This is a genomic window from Mesorhizobium sp. L103C131B0, assembly GCF_000502275.1.
Classification (GTDB): domain Bacteria; phylum Pseudomonadota; class Alphaproteobacteria; order Rhizobiales; family Rhizobiaceae; genus Mesorhizobium.
This window is the reverse complement of sequence record NZ_AYXC01000001.1, coordinates 573,868-595,366: the sequence shown is the minus strand read 5'-3', so window position 1 is coordinate 595,366 and position 21,499 is coordinate 573,868. Positions and strand designations below refer to the sequence as shown.

Genomic DNA, 21,499 nt, shown 5'->3' with positions numbered 1-21,499 from the left:
CATTCGTAGTAACCCTGTTACTAAGTTGTTGCATTTTCTGGCCATAGATAGTAACACTGCTACTACCGTTGATGCCGACAAGCATCTTGAGCGGTTGGACGGGTGCGGTCACACCTGTCCAACCTGACCACAACCCCAGCTTTCATGGAGCTCGGATCATGGATGATTCCGACAATAGCATGAGTTTGTCTATCGTCACCCGGCGGCGCTTGCTGGGGGGCACGGCCACGGCCGCCGTGGCATGGCCCTTCCAGGTAAAGTCGCGGGCCGCCGAACTGACGGACGGCAGCATCGCGGCTGATCCTGCTCTTCGTCTGTGTGGGAGCTGGCAAAAGATCCACAACGAGACACTGGCGCTGTGCCGCGAACAGCAAAGGTTGGAGACACACCTCGCCAGGACGGTCGGCTTTCCCTGCGCCAAGGTACGGCTTGCCGATGGTAAGGAATCAACGCTCCATTCCATGGAAGGCCTGAACGACGCGTACTCTCCCGAAATTGAAGTCGAATGGAACAGGGCGGTTGCCGACTTCGCGGCACACCAGGCGCGTTGGGATGCCGCCGATGCTGAGATCGGCTATTCGAAAGCAGACGAACTGATACGGCAATCCGAAATAGCTGAAAGCGAACTTCTGGATAATCTACCGCAGACAGCCGCTACCTCCATCGAGGGCATTTTAGCCAAGCTGCTCGTTATCTTGCATGACGGTGAGCATTGGGAACATCCCGCCGATTTCCCTTGGCCTCATATCCGTTCGGTGCTGGATGACCTCGGCCGCCACCACAAAATATCGATCCGGCGATGATAGCGATCGATCGGGCAATCGTTAGCCTACGGACCTTATAGGCGGTGAGGATGCAGCCTGCTTCGAAGGAAGCCGGATCGGAGGCAGCCCGTTACGGCCGCTTCGCTCCAAAGTTGCCTACTTGAGCAACCCATCTTGATAGGCGCGAGGCCGACCATCGTTTCTGGTTTGAGGTTTTCGCTCGCCTCGGCGGCGCTCCTGACGGACATGGCAGTAACCCTGCCGCCGTGACCGCAGCGTCTCGATGAAGCCAGCTTTCCGCGCAGTGTGCATCACCCTCATCACAACTTGTCGCCCTCGTCTTGCGGACGCCACGAAACGGGATTGGTGATCCAGCGACTGATGTCGGATTCATGCCAGCCTGCACCGTGGATACTGATCTGGATCTGGCGTGGGAAGGTGCCGTCGGCGATCTTGCGATAGATGGTGGACCGGGACAGACCTGTCCGGGAGACGACGGTTTTCAGGCGGATGATACGGTCTGGTTCGCGCATGGACGCACTGCCTCCTGCTGGTTGTTTTTGACTGCTCCTGATCAAGAGAGGACAGACACTTGCGGGCGCGCAAGAGGGTTTTCCGCGTCATCGTACCCAGGCATAGAGACGGCGGCAGATAGGACTGTCTAGAGTCCAACGCCCCGGCCCCGCCCGAGGTCGATGCCGTGGGTGAATGCGAGTTCCGCACCAAGGCGCCGACCAGAATCGACGCTGATGCCAAGGTCGTGCTTGCGGTTGGCGAGGATAGATTCAAGCTGCGGATCGCGCTCGAGGCTTTTGGCCATGTCACCCATCGCCGATCGCGTGGCCTTGTAGCCGGACATGTCACCCGCCTGATACTGGTGCTGGCTGGTCCGGTCGAGTTTGTGCCAACGCTCCACGAAATGGTCTGCGCGGCGGCCAGGATCGTTGTCCAGTCCGGTGCGGATTTCGGTTTCAAGCTGGAGGGCGCGGATGGCGCGGTTGATGTATCCGCCGGCGGCCTCGGCGACAAGTTCCGGGCTCTTCACATAAGCCGCCTCGGCATCGCGCCAACCATGGGGGCGCACCTCGTCGAAGGCTTTTCGGGCGTTAGCCAGTTCGCGCAATCGCATCGGGCTGGCCTTGTTTCCTGCGCCCTCGTCGCTGAATATCGCGTCCATGGCGCGGGCATGGCGCACGAGCGCATCGGTTCGGGCTTTCCGCAACGCCGCTTGCCCGTCCTCGGCGATCTCTCTGGCGGGCGCTGCGGGTTCGAGGCGCACTTCCTCTCTTTCCGGCCCGCGCATGGCGTCGAAGTCGGGCCCGCCATCTGCCGAAGGGCGCCGGCCGTCGAACATGTTGCGTAGCCTTTCAGGCACGACCTTGCGCACGATCTCTGCGACACGCTCGCGGAACGTGATGCCGCGCCGCTCGGCATAGTGTCGCGCCGGGTCGACCTGCTCGTAATCCGACGCCATGTCCTTGGCGCGGTCCCGTGACAGCGTGCGGTCCAGTCGTTCGCGGTTCGCGAAGTCGTCGCCGCCGTGATGCAGGTTCATCTTGTCGCGATGCCGCGACAGTGCAACGTAGCTGCCATGCGCATCCATGCCCGGCGTGGCGAGCACATGGGTCCGGTCGACCGTCATGCCCTGCGCCTTGTGAATGGTCGCGGCATAGCCGTGGTCGATGTGCGCGTAGTCTTTCAGGTCGAAGCGAACCGATCTGCCGTCATCGGTGCGCACGGTCATGCTTCGTTTGCTGACTTCCTCCACGATGCCAAGCGTGCCGTTCTTGACGCCGAGCCCGCGCTCGTTGCGCAGGAACATGACACGGTCGCCGCTGGCGAAGTTTCTTGGGCCGCGTTCGACAGTCACCGGAACATCGTCGCCGAGATCGCCGGCGGCGCGCATGCGCTCGCGGGCTGTCTGGTTCAGCGCGCGTACTTCGTCATTTGTGTGGGTGAGGATGATCCGGCTTGCCTCTGGATGCGCCTGCCTGTCGCGATCCCAGCGCTCGACAAGTTCATCTCGCGCCTCATTGCGCGTTGCAGCCTGATGCACCATGCCTTGCGCGTCGTAGGCGCTGATCGCGGCGCCGATCCTGCCGGTTGCCAGATCGCGCGTGGCATCGCGCTGCCAGTCCTCGCGCTGCCGGCGCACCTGGCCGATTTCGACGCCGCCGTGTCGGTCATGGATCGAACGGAATGCAGCGCCGGCTTCGATGGCCTGCAACTGCTGCGCATCGCCGACGAGGACGATCTTTGCGCCAACGTCCGCCGCATGGGAGAGCACGCGCTCCAACTGGCGCGTGCCGACCATGCCGGCCTCATCGATCACCAGGACATCGCGCGAGGTGAGCAGATCGCGGCCCTGTGTCCAGCTGTGCTCCATACTGGCGATGGTGCGCGACGGGATGCCCGATCCGCCTTCCAGATTCTCCGCGGCAATGCCGGAGAGTGCCGCGCCTCGAACCTCGTAGCCCGCAGCTGCCCACGCCTGGCGCGCAACGCCCAGCATGGCGCTCTTGCCCGTCCCGGCAAAGCCGACAACGATACCAAGACCGCGGCCGTCGGTGATGTGCGCAAGCGCATCGGTCTGCTCGCCTGACAGGACAAGCCCGCGTTGCGCAGCCCGCGCCAGTGCTGCCTCCCGATGTGCGTCACTCACCGCGTGTCGCTCGTCCAAATCGATACGCTCTGCCGCGTGGTGAAGGCGCTGTTCGGTGTCGATCATCTGCTTGGTGGTGAAACGGTCTTCGCCGCGCCGGTCCTTGCCGAGTTCAATCAGATCAGGTGCGTTGCTGATAGCTGCCACGACCGCGTTGAACTGTTCCATTCCGTCGCTGTGGCGATGCGCAAACTTTGCTATGTCCTTTCGGGTGAAGGTCGATTGCTGATGGGTGATGGCATCGAGCGCCACGGATGGATCGGCAAGGATGCGCGCACCATTGTTGCGCGCGATCTCGCGATGCAGTTCGGCGCGATCGGCTTCGATATCGCCAGCAGCAAGGCCACTGCCCTCGATGCGTTGCGCCGGTGCACCAATCTGGGTTTGCGGCTCCAGGGCAATGCCCTGTGCTTCCAGACTGCGATGATCGATGCGGGCGTCGATGTCGAGTTCGGCCAGACGCTCATTGGCAAGCTCCGCCCATCGCTCGCGCCAGCGCTCGACCAGCTGGGTAGCATTCCAGTCGCGAACCTTGGCGCCAAAACCATTCTCGTCTACGGACCGCATGGTCAGCATGACATGAGCATGCGGTTTGGGACTGCCATCCTCCGCCCTGTCCCAATGCACATTGAGATCGGCGACCATGCCCCGGCTGACAAACTCTGCCTGAACGAAGTGGCGCGCCAGTTCGATGCCTTGCGCCTGGCTGAGTTCGCGCGGCAGGGCGAACTCCACCTCGCGGGCGAGCTGGGCATCCTTGCGCATCTCGAAGGCTTCGACATCGTTCCACAGCCTCTCGCGGTCGCGCCAGGCTTCGGGTGCATCCTCAGGCAACATCACCTCGGAATGGACGACACCGCGTTTGGCTGAAAAATCATGGCTGTGTTCGATGCGCTCGTCGCGCAGCCGCGACGCCGAGCGGTACGCGGCGGACGCCACCGCGCTTGAGCCTGCCTTGCGGCCAATGACCTTGACGTGAAGATGATAGATCGCCATCGCGACCAGATCATTTGCACGTCAAACCGCACGTCGGCACGACGTATAAGCGCGCCCTCCCTCGAAAAAATCTCGGGATGGACCAGCCCGTCCCGGGCTGTCTCGGCAACACTGAAGCCTTCCGGCAGGTGCTCAACTATCGTCATTGCATCGACAACTCATGGAGACGACGATGCGCAAACCACGGGACTTTGATGCGGAACTGAAGGCGTTGGAAGACAAAGCGCGCGAACTCAAAACGCGAAAGGTGCAGCAACTTGGCGAACTGGTTATCGCTACCGGCGCCGATGCGCTCAGCGCCGAGGAATTGGCAGGTGCGCTGATCGTGCTGGCGGAGACCAAAGAGGCCGGAAAGCGGGAGGCATGGGCGAAGCGCGGGGCTGCCTTCTTTCAAGGCCGGTCGGGGCGAACTGCACAGGCAACTGACCGCGACGCTGACGGCACTTCGGCGCGATCGGACAGACCGCAACCGGCATCAGGGGGCACGGGCGCGGCATGATATGCGCACATGGCAGGTCGAGCGCCGTAAGCGCACGCGGCATCTGATCGAACTGGGCGGCCTCGTGATCAAGGCCGGGATTGTGGACCTCACCGGCGATGATCGCGCCACCATCCTCGGCGCTCTGCTCTGGGTGGCCGACAAGCTCAAAAGTGATCAGGGTGAACACTCCCGCGAGCTATGGGCCGCAAAGGGGAGGCAGGCGTTCGAGGCGTACGCGGCAACACACAAAGGGGAAACGGAGTCTGAACCATCGGAGGCTGAACACACTGCGTTCCGCTCGTGAACGCTAGAATGCTGAAGCAAACGATACGGAAGGCGAGCGGCAGGCTATGAGTGGTATGAGGCAGGCGGTGGCCTATCTCCGTACCTCGTCCGCAGCCAATGTTGGCCTGGACAAAGACAGCGACCGGCGCCAAGGCGAGGCCGTTGAGGCATTTGCTAGGTCAACCGGTCACGAAATCATCGAGAGCTATTACGACGCGGCGGTGAGCGGCGCCGGGTAGTGTCTCAGTTTGAAATTTAGGGTGCGGTCTATTTGTAAGCCGCGCTTGCTAGGCTTCGGTCGTTCGCTATCACTGCAATAGGGTGCGCATAGCGCAGCGCACGTCAGCAATATGGAAGGTTTGGGCAGCCCACCATTCCGTGGGGGTCACAAGCTCCTCCAGTCGCGTGACAATTAACTCCTGGAGAAGTACAGCTGTTAGGATAGCATATTCTGTCACCTTGGGGACAGTGAAGACACGCGTAGGCGGCGACCGGACTTTGATTAGCGGCAGTGTCCGGGATCGGCGTAGCTACCGGGTCGGCGGCAATAGCAGTGCCGCTGATGATAAGCGTGCAAGCGAAAACAACGAATAACCGGATCATTACAAGCCCCTCGCGTTTGTGGTCCTTTTCTCATAAGACCGTTGGCGAATGCGTGCAACTAGCGACGGCCCACTTGCTATGTATCGCACGGACCACTTGCAGGTTCACCATTCGCCTCCATGCTTTCCGCTAAGCATATAGGCGTTTGCACAATTCGGCCAAACGAATTAGGCGTTTCCGCAAATTTCAAACTGAGACACTACCCGGCGCCGACGCGGTTACAGCGTGCCCCGGTTTTTCTGCGATGCTCGAACGGCTCCTGTCCAATGTCTTGCGCACCATCCTTCACCGGTCTGTCCGTCAGTTTCGGTGCGGCTCACGGTGTTCGCGTAAACGACAAGGCTACCTTGCTCGCCTTTTCGAACGTTGCCGCCCAACTCCTGGGCCTGCTTGAATGTCATCCAGATCGGCGCGGCATACCCTTTGCTGCTTGCTTCCGACCACAACATGATGACGTTGATACCGCGATAAGGAACGCCGCTCGCGCGAAGCGGCCTGTTAATCCTGCCGGCCGCATGCCCGGCGCTCCAAGGCTGGTTCCAAGGCCTAACGCCTTTTTCCAACTCGGCAACGATGTTGTTTGTGATCCTCTCGTAAATGTCCTGTTTCATATTCGCCTCGCTTGCTTGGGTTGAGTCGCGAGACCGTTTCCTTGAGACGTTGCGCATGGATCCCTGGCCAGCGCCGAGCGTCCATCTTTCAATCCGCCCGTGCGGGCGGAAATGGACGTCGGATCGAAAGCGGGGACGCCAAAGCCGAACCCGCTAAAGCGGGCGTCGGTCGGCCCCACCGGAGGAGCTTTGCTCCTAATGGAGCGGGCCAGCCGGACTTCGGCTATTGGGACCCTCCCAGGCGTCGGTGTAAGCTGGACAAATCGGGTGCAGCGCGTGCAACACGCGCGTCGCAAAAAGAGCTGGCGGCCGACGAGGCCGCATCATTCGCACCGCTAGGGATCGTCACCCGACTGGGCTGAAACCGCCCGAGCGGGTTCGGTCGAGCGCACGCGAGATAGAGCCCATCCGTATTTATCGGGGCGGCAAGAAAAATGAAAATCTGGGGCACTGGTTTCCGGGTGGCAAATACCTACCTGTGGGCAACCGCATATTGTCCTTGCATTCCTGTTCTCCCTATGTTCCGCTTTCGGTTTGCGACAATACTGTCGTTGAGGGCTTATGAGCACAGATCACGTCGGTCACCGCGATATCGTCGCCTTTGCAGACGAGCGCGTGAATTTGAAAAGAGACGACGCGTACGACCTGCGCCGGCAAGCAAACATGCTGCGCGATCGGCTTGAGAATTATATTGGCGACAATCCGCATTTCGAACTGCGAAAGATGTTGTTGTCTGGCAGCCTCGCAAAGGGCACGGCTTTGAAGTCAATCAGCGACATCGATGTCGGCTGCTACGTGTCTTCCTCCGGTGCCCCGCACAAGATTTCTGACCTCATTGAATTTATTGCGGTGCGGCTTGCGAAGGCGTTTCCGAATTTTAGGCCTGACCAGATAAAGCCGAAAGAGTACTCGGTCGCCGTCAACTTCATAACGACTGGCAACGAGGTTGATATCGTCCCGATTTTGTATAGCGGCGATCCCCAGTGGCGGGGCGATCTCGTGTCGCAGGACACGGGTGAGAAATTGATGACCAGCATCCCGATGCATCTCGATTTCATTCGGCGCCGCAAGACACGTAGTGAGACTCATTTCGCTCAGGTAGTTCGGCTCATCAAATTCTGGTGCAAACTTCAGAAACAGGCCGATCCGGAGAATTTCCGGTTCAAGTCGTTCATGGTTGAGTTGCTGGTCGCGCACCTCGCGGACAGAGGCTTGGTGCTTAACGACTATCCTGAGGCCCTGGCAAAAATATTCACGTACATGGCGTCCGACGATTTCCGGACGGTCATTTCGTTTGCCGATTACTACGACCCAAGCATGTGCAAGGCGACGACCGACCCGGTCCGGATATGGGACCCGGTGAATTGCGAAAATAACGTCGCAAAACTTTACGAACACCAACAAATCGAGGATTTTCGAGGCCGCGATCGCAGCGGGTGACGCCATCGACTATGCGCTGCGTGCCACCACTAAGGGGGAGACGGTGCGGGCGTGGCAGAAAGTATTTGGATCAACCTTTAGCGCGTAGGCCCCATGAGCACATACACAACCACACAGACCGAGACCTTCACGATCGCCCATGCGAAATATTTGGCGTCGAAGGTCGCGACTGACCTCAAGAAGTTTCAGCGCTTCTACACGGACGGCCCGACCGACGAGTGGATCGACAAGTACGAGCGCGAGCTTGCCGTAATGCTCAAGTACAAGACTCTCAATTGGGTCGTCTACGGATTCAAGCGCGGCGAAAAATGGACCGAAGCATCTATTCGCTACACGATGCTGCCCAACGGCTCTCTCGCCAGTGACGATGATCCGGGCAAGATTCGGCCTGCCCTCGATGTAAGTGGCGCCACGTTCACGTCGTTCCTTCGGTACGACTACTCGGGTTTGACCGAAGAACAGCGGAGAGCGTTGGGGCGTGAGTTGCCATTCGAGCGCGGGAGTGGCTCCGCGCCCGAGCTTGAGGCCGGCTATTGGGCCGATGACCTCAACTATGGAGCCGGGGGACGCGGCATCGGCCGTGCCACGGTGAGGAAATGATGCACGAGAAAGTCGGACTGGAAGAGGTTTTCGATCGCCGTCTGGATTTTCCGGACATGGATGCGCGCAAACGCTTCCTACGGCTTGTTGGCGTCGATGATGCGAAGTCCCGGCTGACAAAGCTGCTGGGAATCCTGGTCAATCCAGCCGGTCCGAAACAATGGGCCGAGAAGCACCACAAAGGCGCGGTGACGCTACTTGACTACGTCGAGCGCAGGCCACCGCTGGTCGTGCTAGCCGGCGACGTTGGCACCGGCAAGACCGAACTCGCGGAGACGGTCGGCGACGCCGTCGCCAGGCAGGAAGATATCTCGGTGACGCTCTATCCGCTGAGCCTTTCGTCAAGAGGCTCCGGCAAGGTCGGCGAGATGACGAAACTTCTATCGGCCGCTTTCGATGAGGTCATCAGAGCCGGTGAAAAACTGAAGCGCCCCAATAACGCAAAGGCGAGTGGGGGCTTGATTCTTCTCGTGGACGAGGCCGACGCAATCACGCAAAGCCGTGAGAACACGCAGATGCACCACGAAGACCGTGCCGGCGTAAACGCATTCATCCGCGGCGTCGACCAAATCGCACAAAAACGATTGCCGGTTGCAATTATCCTTTGCACGAACCGGCTGAGCGCGATCGATCCGGCTGTTCGACGCCGGGCGGCGGATGTGTTCGAATTCAATCGTCCGAACGATGCGCAGCGGGAAGTGGTACTGTCCTCACCTCTCACGGAAGCGGGATTCAGCGCGGCCGATATCCACCGCGTCGTCGCGATGACTGGTCCGCAAAAGGGCCGCGAATACGGTTTCACGTTCTCCGATCTCACGCAGCGACTCTTGCCGACTTTGGTTCTTGATGCTTATCCGACCAAGCCGATCACGGTGGCACGCACGCTCGAGCTATTAACGACGATCTCTCCGACGCCGCCTTTTCGCGATGGCGGCATATGACCCAGGCGGTCCCGGTACGCCGCGATGGGGATGCGTTCCAGTCACGGGTGTTCTGGTCCAAAGCGGCGCGTCTGCTCGATCCGGCAAGCAACGTTATTCGCGTCGGGTTCGAGAGTGGTCCGAAGGGCTTCGATGATGTTTGGGTCGACTACGATCCTGCAAAATCATTGAGCTTGATGGGGTTAGTCCCACTTGGCCGCGAGCATATTCAGTGTAAGTGGCACGGCACGCCTGACACTTACGGATTTGCGAATTTGTCCGAGCCTGAATTCATCAATGCGAATGCAGTCTCACTCCTGGAGCGCGGTCTCAAGGCGCGGCGCGCCTACACCGGCGATCGCACCGGTGCACGGTTCCGGCTGCTGACCAATTGGCGGATCGAAAGAAGCGATCCGCTGAAAGACATGATGAATGAGCGCTCGCAAGAGCTGCGCCTTGAGCGCCTCTTTTTAGGAGGCGATCGGAGCAAGGCAGGTCAGATCAGAAAGAACTGGCGGGATCATCTTTCAATCGACGATGACGAGCTTCGCGGCCTTGCCGGCATGCTGGCCCTGTCGGAGACGACCGAGTCATTGGAGGAGATACGAGAGCGCCTGAATGATATTTTCGGCCTGGTGGGCCTACGTCGCATTCCGGCGAACGAGAGCACATTTGGCTACGACGATCTTCCCTACCAGTGGGCTGCCAAGGGAAGGCTCGAATTCGATCGCCAAAGCTTCATGGAAGTCTGCTCTCGCGAGGGTCTGCTGACGACGCCCGGCGATCATGGGCCTAAGGTGTACGGCGTCAAATCCTTCGAGCATAAGACGGACAAGCTCGAAGATCGCTGCACCGCCCTCCTCAATCTGGTTCCGAGCTTCAACGAGCGCCAGATACGTCCCGAAGCAGATTGGGCGACATCGCTTTATCCCGCACTTTCAAGCTTTCTTTTGGCCGCCGCGCAGCCGGCGGACCGGCTGCGGCTCATTCTCGATGCGCACCTGACGCTGAGTTTCGCGGCAGGGTCGGTGCTCGACATCAAGTCTGGGCGCATTGTCGAGTTGGAACAGCGCATCGTCGGCAAGACGATTTGGAGCGCGGATGACACAGAGCTCGATCCGGCGTGGCCCGATTGGAATTTCGAGCTCAGGCCGATGGCCGGAGAAGGCAAGGACATCGTTGTCGCGATCGGCGTCACCCATGATCTGGATGCGGCCGTCGGCGAATATGTGTCGCGCGCAGTTCCAACCGCCGGGCAGTTTTTATCAGCGAAGCCGTCGAGCGGAGTAGGCGCGACTTCCATCCGTTCCGGCCATCATGCGTTTCGTCTAGCTGAAGCGCTGACCGCAAAAATCCGAAGCCTTAAAACTCCAAGCAGCGCCGCGCGTGTGCACATCTTCATGGCGGCACCGGGAGGCTTTGCCTTCTTCCTCGGCCAGCGGCGCGTCGCGATGGGGTCGGTGACGCTCTACGAGTTCGACTACGAGGAGAATCAAGACGGCTCCTATCAGCCCTCGCTGTCGCTTCCGGTTTAGCAACAAGCGCGTGTTTTGAACTCGCGCCTGGAATTGCCTTATTGCAGAGTATTCGCGCTGCATCTGCCGGAGCCGTAGCGCGTGAGAACGTGGTAGTATACGGCCTGCATAACATGGGGTGTATAGATGCTACAGATAAATACGGGGAAGCTTTTCGCGCGCGGAGTCGGACGAACAAACCGCCTAAGAGGCGTTTTATATTCAAATCTATATCTTCGCGACGAACCGATCGTTACCGCCGCAGGCACGCTGCTTGGAACCAACTCGCTGAGGGAAAACCTGGCGCTCATATATGAGTTGGACGAACGAATAGAAGAAGAGCCTGTCGGACCTGGAGTTTTGGTCTCGCACGGAATCGAACCGTTCCTCGTCGATTTTTCTGCCGTCGCGTCGTTCGGATTTGATGCTGTGGTTTCCCCTGAGGCTGCGTTGGTCGACCGCTTGTTGAGTGCGAAGCCGAGCTTGGCTTCTTACGCGCCGCCTCGCGATTTTCTCAAGCGCACATTTAAGGACCAGATTTGGCTAACGCCGGAGGATAGCGCGAAGTTTGTTAGTCTTGTGCGCGATTTGCTGGCTTTGGACCGGCGCAGGTTCTTAGCGGCGATGCGAGCCATTCGAACCTACGTCGCGGGCGTGCACCGCCTGCTCGATGATCTGGGCGTGGCTTATACGCTGATGGTGTCAGCCATTGAATCCCTGGCACAAGATTTCGACGGTTACCAGAGCGGTTGGGACGACGTAGACGAGCGGAAGCGAAAGCCAGTCGACGTGGCGCTTTCGCGTGCATCAGCCCGAACCGGACAGCGCGTTCGCGAGGCGATCCTTTCTGCCGAACACGTTTTGCTTTCGCGGCGCTACCGCGCGTTTGTCACGGCACATCTCGATAAGAGCTACTTCCGCAACTTCTCGATTGAAGATGGTACCCCGGTTGCGGCCTACGAGCTTGATGAGGCTTTGCGTCAAGCCTATGCGCTTCGATCAAGATACCTGCATAATCTGCGGGTCTTACCCGACAGCCTGACCCATCCATTTGGCCACTGGGAAGTCACTTACGTAGACCGGAAAGCGGTCCTGACGTTTCAGGGGCTCGCACGCCTTACGCGTACGGTGATCAAAGAATTTATCGCGCGAGGTCAGAAGGTCGAATTCGAAGAGTATAACTACCGGCACGAACAGGCGGGCATCCGTTTGATGGAGATGGCGTCGCAGTATTGGGTTGGCAAACCTCTCCAAAGGGCCGATCACGCGAAAATTCGGTTGGAGGGGCTGCTGTCCCAGCTCGTAGGCGTGATGAGCAATGACAAGGACGCTCAGCTGACGGATTTGCGTCCGATGCTTTCCGATGTTGAGCGCATGATGGCTAAGGCAAGTGCGCGAAATAAACCTGCCATGTTTGCATTATACGTTCTGTTCAACCTTGTCGTTTCATCAGACTTGCGGATGCCGGGCTTCGACGCCTTTGTCGAAAAGCACCATACGGCTTTTGATGCGCCGTCGATCGAGGGTTTGGTCGCACTGACGTTTTTGGACAAAGTCGGTGAATGGCCTCTGGAGGCGCATCGCCAGCAGATTGACCAGTACTTCGAGGTTCGAGCGACACCGAAAGGGCTACACGCGCCGCGTACCGTCGACGCGGCCATGTGTTTGGCCTTGGCAGAAAGATATCGTGAGGCACGAGAGTACGACCAGATGCGGGCGATGGTTTCAAATGCCGTCGAAAGCCTTCCTGGAAATGCTGCCTTGCTGGAGCTGGAGCGGGCGTTCCGCGAGGATGCACCCATCACCTGGCGTACGGTCTTGTTCCCGCCGCCTCCACCAAGCAGCTGAGGAGAGGCCAGTTTTCGTGATAGAACGACGGAACAATTGAGGGGGGAGATATGGGTAATCCGCAGAATTTCAGCATCGACGTTCCACGCCGATGTCAAATGCTACTCGAACAGCTTTGGCCGTCAGTGTCGAACAAGACTGACGGGCGGATGCTTCCGCTGAACGCGTCATTCCTCCTGGCGATCTCTACGCCAATGGTCAACTTGCCGATTGAGAGGATCTGGAAGCCGCAAAACGGTCGGGCGGTCGGCCATCTTAATGATGCCGTCCTCGACGCCTCGCTCGCAAAAGCGGTGAAGGCGGATATAGGTCAGAGCCCCGTTTCCAAGGCACCCTTCTACAAAGCGGACGCCTGGCGCTATCACTATTTGCCAAAGGGTGCGGCGCTACCTGATCTCTCCAAACAGGGCCTGCCGGCCGCCGTTCAACAAGCTCTTGGCATGGACGGCGCATTGAGCGCTGCCGACGCGCTTGCTACCGAAACATTCTGCAGCATTCTGCGAAACGGATTGGCACACGGCGGCGTTCTCTACCTCGACAGCCATGGCCAGACGACCGAAGGGACGCCGGTTACGAGGTTTTGCTTTGTCAGTACGAATCAGAAAAATCGGGCCGTCGTGGGGTTGCATTTTCTGCAGATCACTATGCAGGATTATCGCGCATTCCTCAGGAAATGGGTCGGCTGGCTTCAAGGCGCGGCGGCGAAGCCTGGGCCGAAGAAGACATAAGAAGCCGCGCGTCGGTTGGCTGCGCATGCCCTGCGGTGCGGCTGTTGCCGATGGCTGGTAGAGACGGCGGTGAAGATCGCTGCAGGTGGCAACGCCATAGTGCCTTTTTCGCATAGTGCACAAAAGCGGCAGCCGAGCCAAAAGCTCGCCTAATATTTACGTCTCTGGTACGTTTTTTGAATGCTCAAACAGTTAGCCGCAAATCTTGAACAACTGGACCTTGCCCACGATCATTTGATGCTGGGCGATGCAAATAATGCGCGGTTTGCGCTGATGCTCACGGACAATGCGATCGAGATAACACTCCATCACATTGCTGAACTTCAGGCCGGATCAAACAGGTCGTGGCACCGGGACAAGGAATTCAAATACGAACGCGAACTCGCGGATGCGCTTGGGCGCAATTTTGAGCCGAAGGTGAAATTCGCGCGCCTGATGGGCCATTTCTCGCAGGAGGTCAGCGAGACGATCCTCACAGCGCATGGCTATAGGAACGAGGTCTATCATATCGGTGTGAAGCATGAAGAGCTGCTTCCGGCACTTAGTCGGTTCTACTTTTCTGTCGCTTGTGATGTGCTGGCAACCCTGAAATCCGTCGGAATCGGCTGGGGCTCAAATTTGAAGATTCCCGAGCGTGCCAAGAAATATTTTCCGAACCACGATAAGCGTTTCATGCCGGGTAGTTGGGAGGAATACAGAGCCGGTTGTTCGTTGCTGGCGAGCAAAGTGAGCGGAAGTGATGACGCCTTGAGGGCACATCTGGCTTCGCACATGGACCGCGTAATTACGGAGAAGGACGAGTTCATCAAGTATCTACAGGGTGGCTATCCGCGCGACAAACGACCGACGCGAGAGCAAATTGTAATCGACTGTCAGGCGTGGCCGGTAACATTCAGCGAAGCTGGAAAAGCCTTCCTGCGCTCCAATCCTCCGTCAGGCAAAAGCGTCCACAGTTACGTTCAATGGATTGGTGAGCACTATCCACTTCAATATCGTAACGATCCCATCCCTTCGTGGCGCAAACGTCTCCAGGGCGTGCGCGGGGAGAAGAATTCCCACAAAGCCCTTCGAAAGTATCAGATGTTTATGGATGAAACGTCAGCCGTGCGCGGCTGGATTGACGAAGCCACATCTGCGCTCGACGCTCACGTTGAGGAAGAGATCGAACGGATGCGAGGGAATTGATTTGATGCAAGGTCTTTGAGCTCAATCCAAAAAGCTAAAGTGCTCGGGGTTCCCGCTCCAGGGTGAAAACAGATGTCTCCCATCCCAGAATGTTGCCTCACCGCTGTAGAAGGTGCGTTTCGCGCGCCAAACGGTCTCGGCTTTTTTCATATCGAGCGCCCGCTCATTCATGAGGGGTACCTCAAGTCCTGTCTGACCATACCCGTCATGCGAGACGATTTCGTTGGGTAGAGACATCAAAAGCGCTGCATGGTTTGTCTCTTTGATGATCAGCGCAAATTCATTGAGAACCATATTGTAACCAGAGTTGCTCGTAGGATGCGCCTGTCTTTCTTTCCTGAGATACTGAGTAGCAATTTGCGAACGTTTTCGGTGGAGACAAGCAGGACTTATCTTTGATGATGCCCGCTGTTGCCTCTTCGCACCATCCAACGACATCTGCTGAGGTAGCCAGTTGCAGCGATCCTGACGTTCTGGCAGCGAACCGTTTAGCAACCGGCTCATAGTTCGACGTGGTGACAACGATGCTTTTCTGCGCGTTTTCAACGGCTGCAATTCCGTGAAGAGCAGCTACCGCATCGAGTCGAATGTTGCGATGCGGTGCATACTTCTTCGCCTGCACGAGCGTCAGAATGTCTCCAATCGGATCGCGTTGCAGCAGACGGATGTCGACGCCTCCGTCGTTGCGGCCAGGACCCAACTCGGCCTGAAAGCCTTGGCTCTGGAAGATGCGATACAGGAGAATTTCGTACTCTCGCCACGACAATCGATGGAGGTCGTCTGGCCGCCCAGCGAAATGGGCGTAAATCTCTTCATAGACATCGGAGCAATCCGGCTTCAGCAGGCTGCAAACCCATTGCCAATGAAAGAGGGCATCGAATGCAGCGGACACTTCAGGATCTTGTGCGAAGAATGCCATGGACGTGCCGTCGCGCTGCTCGGCGTCGAAGCCCAAGCCATCTACAAGTTTGTAGAATTCTTCGGCCATTCCCTCATCATCAGCGTATCCATTGAATATGCTAAAAAGCGGCCCTTCAAAGTACATGAGGGAGACTACGGAGGGAGGATTCGGCTCACCGTCTACGTGCTCCAAATAGGATTTGAAGCCGCAATCGAACCAAAGATCGTTTTGTCTCGCCCAAGCTTCGATTGTCTGCTCCAGCGTAGCGATCTTGGCGGCCAGTGCTATGTCGTCATAGGGCTGCATGCGTTCCTTCATCACCGCAAGATTAGCGCACGACAGCTCGATTTCACAGATCGCAAAGGAGGTGTTGTCACTAACAAAAAATTAACTAGAACTCTACCCAGATGAACCAGAAGCTGCCAATACTCATCTTGGCGTCGCGTCGGTGAGGTCTTGAAATATGTCGCTGATGGAAAACAGGTGAGTTCAGATTACACAAGATACACCTGAGCGGCCGCCGACTAAATCAGTATCCGTATTTGTTTTGGCGGTCTTTAAATGCCTTTTCACCGCCCTCCATGGTGGAGGTGATGACCTTGCAAATCGACGGCGTATCGATTGCACCTGCGCATTCAAATTGACGTTCGCCTGTGTCCTTCACGTCAAGATGCCCTACCAACTCTGACGATCCATTGACGACAATGTTCGCGTTGTGACTGGCAAAAATGAGCTGCCGGTTTTGCTTTGCAGTGTGCAGCTTGTCCGTAAGCTCTGCGATGATGCGGTTATCGAGATCACCTTCGGGCTGATCTATGATCAATGGCCCCCCGGGCTGCTCGAGAAGCATAAAGAGCAACGCCGCCGCTCGCTGGCCCTCCGACGCCTTTTCGAAGGCAATTTCTTTGGCACCATCGGAATAGGAGAGGGTAATCATCGGCTTCGGAAGGGCGGCGGCAACTGTCTCCACCCGCGTTGTGTCGAGCTTTTCGCTTAAAGCCGCGCGAATACGATCTGTGTCACCAAGCACTCCGAACAAGACAGCACAATCGGGCTGCTTCTCGCCGCTGGCCGCGCCTATCTGACGCCAATACAGAAGCGAAAGGCTATCGGCTCGCATATGGTCGAGGAACGCGATAGGCGTGTCTTCGGCTACAGCATCATCCAATTCTTTGAGACGGGTCGCTTCTTGTGATCCTGTTTTGTTGGCGAGCAGATCGACTGCGTCTTTTATCTCCGAAACGTCGCCCGCCGCGTCTACAATAGCTTTGATTTTCCCGTTGGACAGACGCTCGATCTCCTTCGCCCATTCCTGCGTCCGTTCTGTACGACGATCATTTAATGTCCTGAGGGCAACAAGCTTTTCATTCAAGCCGGCAGCCGGGTCCCCATTGGCTTTGATTCTCGCGTCCAAATCACCGATCTGGTTGGTGAGGTCGGTGATCTCTTCCCGAAGCTTAATGATCTGGCTTGTAGCGGTCTTGTGTGCCCCCAGCTTTTCGAGAACCTCGTCTCTCGCTGCCCTCGCCACCTTGAAATTTGCAGCCCATTCGGTTTCAGCCGCAGCCAATGTTGAGCGCTTGGCTTTCATATCTGCTTTGAACTGTTTTATGCCGGCGCTGAAGGTTGAAAATAATTCGCCATAGCCATTGCGTATTGCCGCCGAGTCATCGGCCGAATCAGTCGCTAGATCGCGTTCGATAACGAGCTCTGTGATCGATTTATCTAGCTCTTCGACTATCTGGTCAGCATGTTTTGATGCCTGGAGCCGCTTCGATTCAAATTCATTCGCCTTGTCGAAATACGCGACAATAGACTTATCTTCTTCGGATAGGGCGGGAAGCGTCTTTTCGAGTGCCTCGACGCGCTGAGTGAGCGAAGCCTTGGTCGTGGTTAGCTTGCGCAGTTGAGATTGCAATATCCAATGCGCAGCAAGACCTTGAACGCCGGCCTTGACCGTGACCTTGGCAGCTTCAATGTCGAGGGTGAGGCGGTCGTCTTCTCGTTTGTAGTCCGGATTTACAAACTGCAGTAGGTCGGAAAGCTGGGTTTTCTTGCCTGCCTGCTTTCCGATTTCTGCAAGCTCGCCTTGGCTATACACTACGGCAGGAAATAGCGCCCGAAGCTCTTTGACCGTGGCCGTCTGCTTCGATCCATTGGGATAGGTAATTGTCGGCTGATAGGCGGTCGCAGGGCCTCGAACTATCTCGAAAGCCGCATTGTCTTGTGTGACCGTTAGCTTGACCCGCGCGCCCTTTGCAATGAGCGTGTCATTGATCAGGTCACGCATGCGCTCCGTTCCCGAATAGTGGTCGCGCTCGACATCATAGCAGCTACGGCCCAATCCAAAGGACACATACTCAAGGAATGAGCTTTTCCCGCTACCGCGTCCGCCAATGACTGAGTTGAACTCGGGGCTAAAAGGGAATTCTGTTTTTTCCAAAATTGCGGAGCCATCGATCTCAATCTCAGACACCACGAGGGAAGGGAGTTGGGGTGGTTTAGTGGTGATCCGGGATTTGTGACCTAGGAACGCTTGGCGGATCGCCTCTGCGGTCGGTGCTGCCAGTTTAATCCAGGTACTGTTTGACCCGACCGTCGAAAAATCAGCGGATCGGCTGTCCGACGTTGGAAGGGGAAAAATCTCTCTCGTGCACCAGGTCTTGTCGAGACCGGAAAGTCGCCTCTGATTTTTGGTCCCCAGTGTGGAGTGCGTTTGACCTTGATCAAGATAGCCGCCGACGTAGGGCATGCGGCGAAAATCGGCGTGGCCTCCATCGGTCAAAACTGTGTGGCTGTTGCCTTGAGAGACATTCGGCAGAACGATGTACTTACCGCAAAGCCCATCGAGTTTATCCAACTCAGAGCCGATATCTGCGTAGTTGTAGGCGAGCTGGGTGACCTTCGGACTTTTGGCGTGCTTTTCTTCTAGATCGGCGTAGACAATGCCAAGCTTGCCCTGTGCCTGTCTGCGCCAATCCTCCGAAATGTCAGCGTCGAAAATGATCAGGGATTGCTTGCCACCAGCGGCGGTAAGTTCCATCCCTGGAAAAAGCCAGAAATCGAATTGAGGATCGGCTGCCTTTCGTTCTGCTATTACCTGCTGAACGTATGGGATGAATACCATCTCATGGTGATCGGTGAGGGCGATGGCACTCAGACCCCGGACGATGCATTGATCCAGAAGTTCATTCGCCCACTGTTTGCGCGCAACGTCAACGTCGTGCGCTGCTGCGGGCGCGCCCGTGGCTTTTAGGACTTCGCCTAACCCGACCGTTCTCGCGCCGATCCAAGCGGGATCTCGGGGCGTGTGAATCTGAAAATCACATTTTCTCCATGACGCGAAGCTCATATTTCCCCCTAGCCAAGCGTATCAGCGCTCAGTCATATTTTGTTGTCAGAATAGGCAAGAGCGGGCAGATTGCCCAGCGAAAGTATTTCTGGGCATCGTGCTATTAACTAAAACGAATGGCTTACTTGCCTTTTCCAAAGAAAAAGCCGCCCCTGCAAAGGGCGGCTTTTCTCAGAAACTCTATTCGGCACTTTCGTCCTGGTCCACCGGGAGGACGAAGAGGACGCCTTGCCGTTGGCTCAGTTCGACCGGGATCAGATCGAGGCTGAGAATGCCGCCGGCTTTGCCGTGCTTCCTGGCCCAGATGGCGCCGATCTCTTTGGGCTTGGCGAGGACATCGTTGCCCTTGTCGTCTTTGCCGGTGATGCGGGAGAAGGTGACCCGGAAGAGGGGACGTTCGGATTTGGCGTTGGTGCTCATGGTGTTTCCTTTCGTTTAAGAGCCGGACCATCCAGCCGATGCGCGAAAAGAACCTGATGAAGCGGCGAAGGCGTCAAAGAGAACACGGGAGCGAAGCGAATGGAGCGGGCACGACATTGACCCAGCGACGCCATCGGGTAAGCGCGTCGGATAACGGATGGATGGTCAGCTCCCCATAAACAAGGAGACGGCGTACCACCGACGAGTCAGCGGTAGCGACGCCTCTACATCGGAATTCGGATGGGTGAACGGCACCAATGAATACGGTCGCATTTGACAGCGGTGTCGCATGAAAGAGTGGGCTGACATGCTATCATCGGATCAACCGATTCCTCGGTCGCCTAAACATCGAAGATAGAGTGCTACGTTGAAGATCGGGTACGCGCGCGTCCCCGGCTGGATGCCTCATGCCGTCCCATGCTGTCTAAATCAATAGCACCCTGCATGATGGGCTTTTTGGCGGGTAAGTTCTAAAATTCGCTCTAAGTTCTTGATTTTGTTGATGAACTGGCGGAGAGAGCGGGATTCGAACCCGCGTTACGGTCTCCCGTAAACACACTTTCCAGGCGTGCGCCTTCAACCACTCGGCCACCTCTCCGTCCTTGCATTCGCGCCCGGCCGGTTTTGCCACGCGGGTTGGGGAGATGCATCCCTTTGGGATTTGCGGGAAGACCCGCTTGATGGACACCGCCAACCAGCGGATGCCCTTCCCGGCGCCCGTCAATCAAACAGGCGCGGGGCTCATCTAGTCGATCCGGCGCCGAATGCCAAGCCATAACGGCAGTCTATTCGCTTTGCCGGCCATGCATCGTTTCGCGGGGCGTTGAACGGCTCCGCTTCTAAGGCGCTTCGGTTCTGAATGGTGTGCACGGGCAAGGCGGCAGGGCCGGCCGCGCTTGACTTCGCCCCTCGCCACCTGTCGAGTGCGGCGGAGGCTTTGCGGGGGCAACGTCCAGACGTGACATCGAGCAATGAACAGCCGGCCAGCGGAACGCCGGCCGGAGGCATGCCAGGCGGGCTGACGCCCGCAGGGCCTCCGGACAGCGGGCTGTCCTTCGTGCCCGTGGTCTGGCTCCTCTTCGTCATGGCATGGTCGGTCTACTGGCTGGTCTCGGCGCGGTGGCTGTTCGAGAGTTCCGGCGTGCCGGACAGGATCTTCTATTTCGTGCTTGGCGGACTGGCCTTCGACATCGTCACCATCGTGTGGGGGCTTTATCTGCTCGGCCTCGCCTTCAGCCGTTCCGCGCGCTTTCCGCGTCATTTCACCATCTGGCAGATCACCACCATCGCCTGGCGGCTGGCCGAGCAGGTCTATGCGCTGACCGTGCCCGATTTCACCGTCTCCGCCAGGGAGCTTGCGATCGCCGCCACCGAAATCGTCATCGGCCTGTTTTGCATTTACCTGCTGCGCCGCCGCGACGAGGCCAAGGCCTTTTATGCAAGGCCGGAAGCGCAGGCACCGTCAGCCTTTGGTTCGATCGTCGCCGCGCTGGCCGGCATCATCCTCGGCGCCGTCGTCGGCACTGTCGCCGGCTTCGCGCTTGGCGCGGGGATCGCCGAAGCCACCGACATCAGCTGTTTCGAAGGCGGCTGCGGCTACTTCGCGGTGTTCATCGGCCTTGCCGGGCTGGTGGTCGGGGCCATTGGCGGCGGCGTCCTCGGCGTCTGGCTCGTCCATCGGCGGAGCCGAAAGGTGGCCATATAGGCGGGCGATAGGCTTCAAATTCGCGTATGGCGATTGCACGCGGGGCGTGCGCATTCTATTCCTCGCCTTTGACCGGAAGGTCCTCGGGAGGAACTTGAGGACCGGGGAAGATTTCGATGTTGCGTTTTTTGTTTCGCCTCGCGGCCATGATCGCACTCTCGGTCGCCGTCATCATGGCCGTGCTCGACGCGACGCGCTCGGTGGCGGCTTCCACATTGGTCATGACGCCGCTGAATTCGAGCTGGCTGGCGGTTTCGCCCGACACCCGCGCGGCCTTCGAGACCTTCGTGCGCGCCAAGGTCAATCCGACGATATGGGATGGCGGCATCGCCTGGGTGCTTGCCCAGCCGGGGTTTGCCGTGTTCGCGGTGCTTGCCTTCATCCTCTATGCGATCGGCTACCGGCGCCGGCGGCGCGGCGGAGAATTCGCGCCGGGCTGATGGGTTGTCCCAGCGGACTTGCGACGACAACGCGGCAATCGTCC

19 protein-coding genes, 1 tRNA gene and 1 pseudogene are annotated in these 21,499 nt (G+C 58.0%); 13 read left to right on the top strand and 8 right to left on the bottom strand.

Annotated elements, in window-relative coordinates:
* Nucleotides 1–158: 158 nt before the first annotated feature.
* A complete protein-coding gene (locus X730_RS161490) occupies nt 159–803 on the top strand; it encodes a hypothetical protein (RefSeq protein ID WP_031196525.1) in 645 nt (214 codons plus the stop codon).
* Nucleotides 804–1,084: 281 nt separating this feature from the next.
* Here the strand turns inward: X730_RS161490 and X730_RS161495 are convergent, their stop codons facing one another.
* Complete coding sequence (locus X730_RS161495) at nt 1,085–1,297, bottom strand: AlpA family phage regulatory protein (protein ID WP_023825499.1); 213 nt, start codon at nt 1,295–1,297, stop codon at nt 1,085–1,087.
* A gap of 128 nt (nt 1,298–1,425) precedes the next feature.
* The gene (gene traA, locus X730_RS161500; RefSeq protein ID WP_023825498.1) at nt 1,426–4,422 is read right to left on the bottom strand and encodes a Ti-type conjugative transfer relaxase TraA; all 2,997 of its coding nucleotides are present in this window, start codon (nt 4,420–4,422) and stop codon (nt 1,426–1,428) included.
* Nucleotides 4,423–4,594: 172 nt separating this feature from the next.
* On the opposite strand from traA, the gene X730_RS161505 reads away from it, so the two are divergent.
* From X730_RS161505 to X730_RS1000000165705, 3 genes are read left to right on the top strand one after another with little or no spacing between them, the layout of a single operon-like run.
* The gene (locus tag X730_RS161505; protein ID WP_023825497.1) at nt 4,595–4,921 is read left to right on the top strand and encodes a conjugal transfer protein TraD; all 327 of its coding nucleotides are present in this window, start codon (nt 4,595–4,597) and stop codon (nt 4,919–4,921) included.
* Nucleotide 4,922: 1 nt separating this feature from the next.
* Nucleotides 4,923–5,207, top strand: coding sequence for a conjugal transfer protein TraD (locus tag X730_RS161510; protein WP_023825496.1), 285 nt, complete (start codon nt 4,923–4,925; stop codon nt 5,205–5,207).
* Nucleotides 5,208–5,253: 46 nt separating this feature from the next.
* Nucleotides 5,254–5,427: a recombinase family protein gene (locus X730_RS1000000165705; protein ID WP_023825495.1), complete on the top strand. Its 174-nt coding sequence runs from the start codon at nt 5,254–5,256 to the stop codon at nt 5,425–5,427.
* Between the two features lie 648 nt (nt 5,428–6,075).
* Here X730_RS1000000165705 and X730_RS01000000164135 read toward each other — a convergent pair.
* Nucleotides 6,076–6,402, bottom strand: a pseudogene (locus X730_RS01000000164135) (ArdC-like ssDNA-binding domain-containing protein); the annotation flags it as partial.
* Between the two features lie 561 nt (nt 6,403–6,963).
* Between X730_RS01000000164135 and X730_RS01000000164130 the strand changes: the two are divergent.
* The 7 genes from X730_RS01000000164130 (at nt 6,964) to X730_RS161540 (ending at nt 14,637) form a co-directional block, all read left to right on the top strand.
* Nucleotides 6,964–7,842 carry a CBASS oligonucleotide cyclase gene (locus X730_RS01000000164130; protein WP_245261284.1) on the top strand — a complete coding sequence of 293 codons (879 nt, stop codon included), beginning with the start codon at nt 6,964–6,966 and terminating at the stop codon, nt 7,840–7,842.
* A gap of 93 nt (nt 7,843–7,935) precedes the next feature.
* Entirely contained in the window at nt 7,936–8,442 is a 507-nt protein-coding gene (locus X730_RS161515; protein WP_023825493.1) for a hypothetical protein, read from the top strand.
* On the top strand, nt 8,439–9,383 hold the full coding sequence (locus tag X730_RS161520) for an ATP-binding protein (protein WP_245261283.1): 945 nt from the start codon (nt 8,439–8,441) through the stop codon (nt 9,381–9,383). The genes X730_RS161515 and X730_RS161520 overlap by 4 nt, the downstream gene beginning before the upstream one ends.
* On the top strand, nt 9,380–10,897 hold the full coding sequence (locus tag X730_RS161525; RefSeq protein ID WP_023825491.1) for an SAVED domain-containing protein: 1,518 nt from the start codon (nt 9,380–9,382) through the stop codon (nt 10,895–10,897). The genes X730_RS161520 and X730_RS161525 overlap by 4 nt, the downstream gene beginning before the upstream one ends.
* Before the next feature lie 126 nt (nt 10,898–11,023).
* A complete protein-coding gene (locus X730_RS161530) occupies nt 11,024–12,724 on the top strand; it encodes a hypothetical protein (RefSeq protein WP_023825490.1) in 1,701 nt (566 codons plus the stop codon).
* Between the two features lie 50 nt (nt 12,725–12,774).
* Entirely contained in the window at nt 12,775–13,452 is a 678-nt protein-coding gene (locus tag X730_RS161535; protein ID WP_155922388.1) for a hypothetical protein, read from the top strand.
* Between the two features lie 180 nt (nt 13,453–13,632).
* Nucleotides 13,633–14,637 carry a hypothetical protein gene (locus X730_RS161540; RefSeq protein WP_023825488.1) on the top strand — a complete coding sequence of 335 codons (1,005 nt, stop codon included), beginning with the start codon at nt 13,633–13,635 and terminating at the stop codon, nt 14,635–14,637.
* A gap of 21 nt (nt 14,638–14,658) precedes the next feature.
* On the opposite strand, the gene X730_RS1000000165135 is transcribed toward X730_RS161540, so the two are convergent.
* The 5 genes from X730_RS1000000165135 to X730_RS161555 form a co-directional block, all read right to left on the bottom strand.
* Complete coding sequence (locus tag X730_RS1000000165135; protein WP_023825487.1) at nt 14,659–14,931, bottom strand: hypothetical protein; 273 nt, start codon at nt 14,929–14,931, stop codon at nt 14,659–14,661.
* Nucleotides 14,918–15,844, bottom strand: coding sequence for a restriction endonuclease (locus X730_RS01000000164125; protein ID WP_196814787.1), 927 nt, complete (start codon nt 15,842–15,844; stop codon nt 14,918–14,920). Before X730_RS01000000164125 ends, X730_RS1000000165135 begins: the two co-directional genes overlap by 14 nt.
* A gap of 223 nt (nt 15,845–16,067) precedes the next feature.
* Nucleotides 16,068–18,890, bottom strand: a complete 2,823-nt coding sequence (locus tag X730_RS161545; RefSeq protein ID WP_081731495.1) for a TrlF family AAA-like ATPase — start codon at nt 18,888–18,890, stop codon at nt 16,068–16,070.
* 180 nt (nt 18,891–19,070) lie between these two features.
* Complete coding sequence (locus tag X730_RS161550; RefSeq protein WP_023825483.1) at nt 19,071–19,310, bottom strand: hypothetical protein; 240 nt, start codon at nt 19,308–19,310, stop codon at nt 19,071–19,073.
* 508 nt (nt 19,311–19,818) lie between these two features.
* A tRNA-Ser gene (locus X730_RS161555) sits at nt 19,819–19,908 on the bottom strand.
* A 360-nt stretch (nt 19,909–20,268) separates the two neighbouring features.
* Here X730_RS161555 and X730_RS161560 point away from each other — a divergent pair.
* Both X730_RS161560 and X730_RS161565 read left to right on the top strand, forming a co-directional pair.
* Complete coding sequence (locus X730_RS161560) at nt 20,269–21,015, top strand: hypothetical protein (protein ID WP_023825482.1); 747 nt, start codon at nt 20,269–20,271, stop codon at nt 21,013–21,015.
* A 116-nt stretch (nt 21,016–21,131) separates the two neighbouring features.
* On the top strand, nt 21,132–21,455 hold the full coding sequence (locus X730_RS161565) for a hypothetical protein (RefSeq protein WP_023671119.1): 324 nt from the start codon (nt 21,132–21,134) through the stop codon (nt 21,453–21,455).
* The last annotated feature ends 44 nt before the right edge of the window (nt 21,456–21,499 follow it).

Coding starts and splice junctions, on each gene's coding strand:
- X730_RS161510 (WP_023825496.1), top strand. CDS start 4,923: ATGCGCACATGGCAGGTCGAGCGCCGTAAGCGCACGCGGCATCTGATC.
- X730_RS161550 (WP_023825483.1), bottom strand. CDS start 19,310: ATGAGCACCAACGCCAAATCCGAACGTCCCCTCTTCCGGGTCACCTTC.
- X730_RS161540 (WP_023825488.1), top strand. CDS start 13,633: ATGCTCAAACAGTTAGCCGCAAATCTTGAACAACTGGACCTTGCCCAC.
- X730_RS01000000164130 (WP_245261284.1), top strand. CDS start 6,964: ATGAGCACAGATCACGTCGGTCACCGCGATATCGTCGCCTTTGCAGAC.
- X730_RS161565 (WP_023671119.1), top strand. CDS start 21,132: ATGTTGCGTTTTTTGTTTCGCCTCGCGGCCATGATCGCACTCTCGGTC.
- X730_RS1000000165135 (WP_023825487.1), bottom strand. CDS start 14,931: ATGGTTCTCAATGAATTTGCGCTGATCATCAAAGAGACAAACCATGCA.
- X730_RS01000000164125 (WP_196814787.1), bottom strand. CDS start 15,844: ATGCAGCCCTATGACGACATAGCACTGGCCGCCAAGATCGCTACGCTG.
- X730_RS161530 (WP_023825490.1), top strand. CDS start 11,024: ATGCTACAGATAAATACGGGGAAGCTTTTCGCGCGCGGAGTCGGACGA.
- X730_RS161490 (WP_031196525.1), top strand. CDS start 159: ATGGATGATTCCGACAATAGCATGAGTTTGTCTATCGTCACCCGGCGG.
- X730_RS161545 (WP_081731495.1), bottom strand. CDS start 18,890: ATGAGCTTCGCGTCATGGAGAAAATGTGATTTTCAGATTCACACGCCC.
- X730_RS1000000165705 (WP_023825495.1), top strand. CDS start 5,254: ATGAGTGGTATGAGGCAGGCGGTGGCCTATCTCCGTACCTCGTCCGCA.
- X730_RS161515 (WP_023825493.1), top strand. CDS start 7,936: ATGAGCACATACACAACCACACAGACCGAGACCTTCACGATCGCCCAT.
- traA (WP_023825498.1), bottom strand. CDS start 4,422: ATGGCGATCTATCATCTTCACGTCAAGGTCATTGGCCGCAAGGCAGGC.
- X730_RS161505 (WP_023825497.1), top strand. CDS start 4,595: ATGCGCAAACCACGGGACTTTGATGCGGAACTGAAGGCGTTGGAAGAC.
- X730_RS161535 (WP_155922388.1), top strand. CDS start 12,775: ATGGGTAATCCGCAGAATTTCAGCATCGACGTTCCACGCCGATGTCAA.
- X730_RS161520 (WP_245261283.1), top strand. CDS start 8,439: ATGATGCACGAGAAAGTCGGACTGGAAGAGGTTTTCGATCGCCGTCTG.
- X730_RS161525 (WP_023825491.1), top strand. CDS start 9,380: ATGACCCAGGCGGTCCCGGTACGCCGCGATGGGGATGCGTTCCAGTCA.
- X730_RS161495 (WP_023825499.1), bottom strand. CDS start 1,297: ATGCGCGAACCAGACCGTATCATCCGCCTGAAAACCGTCGTCTCCCGG.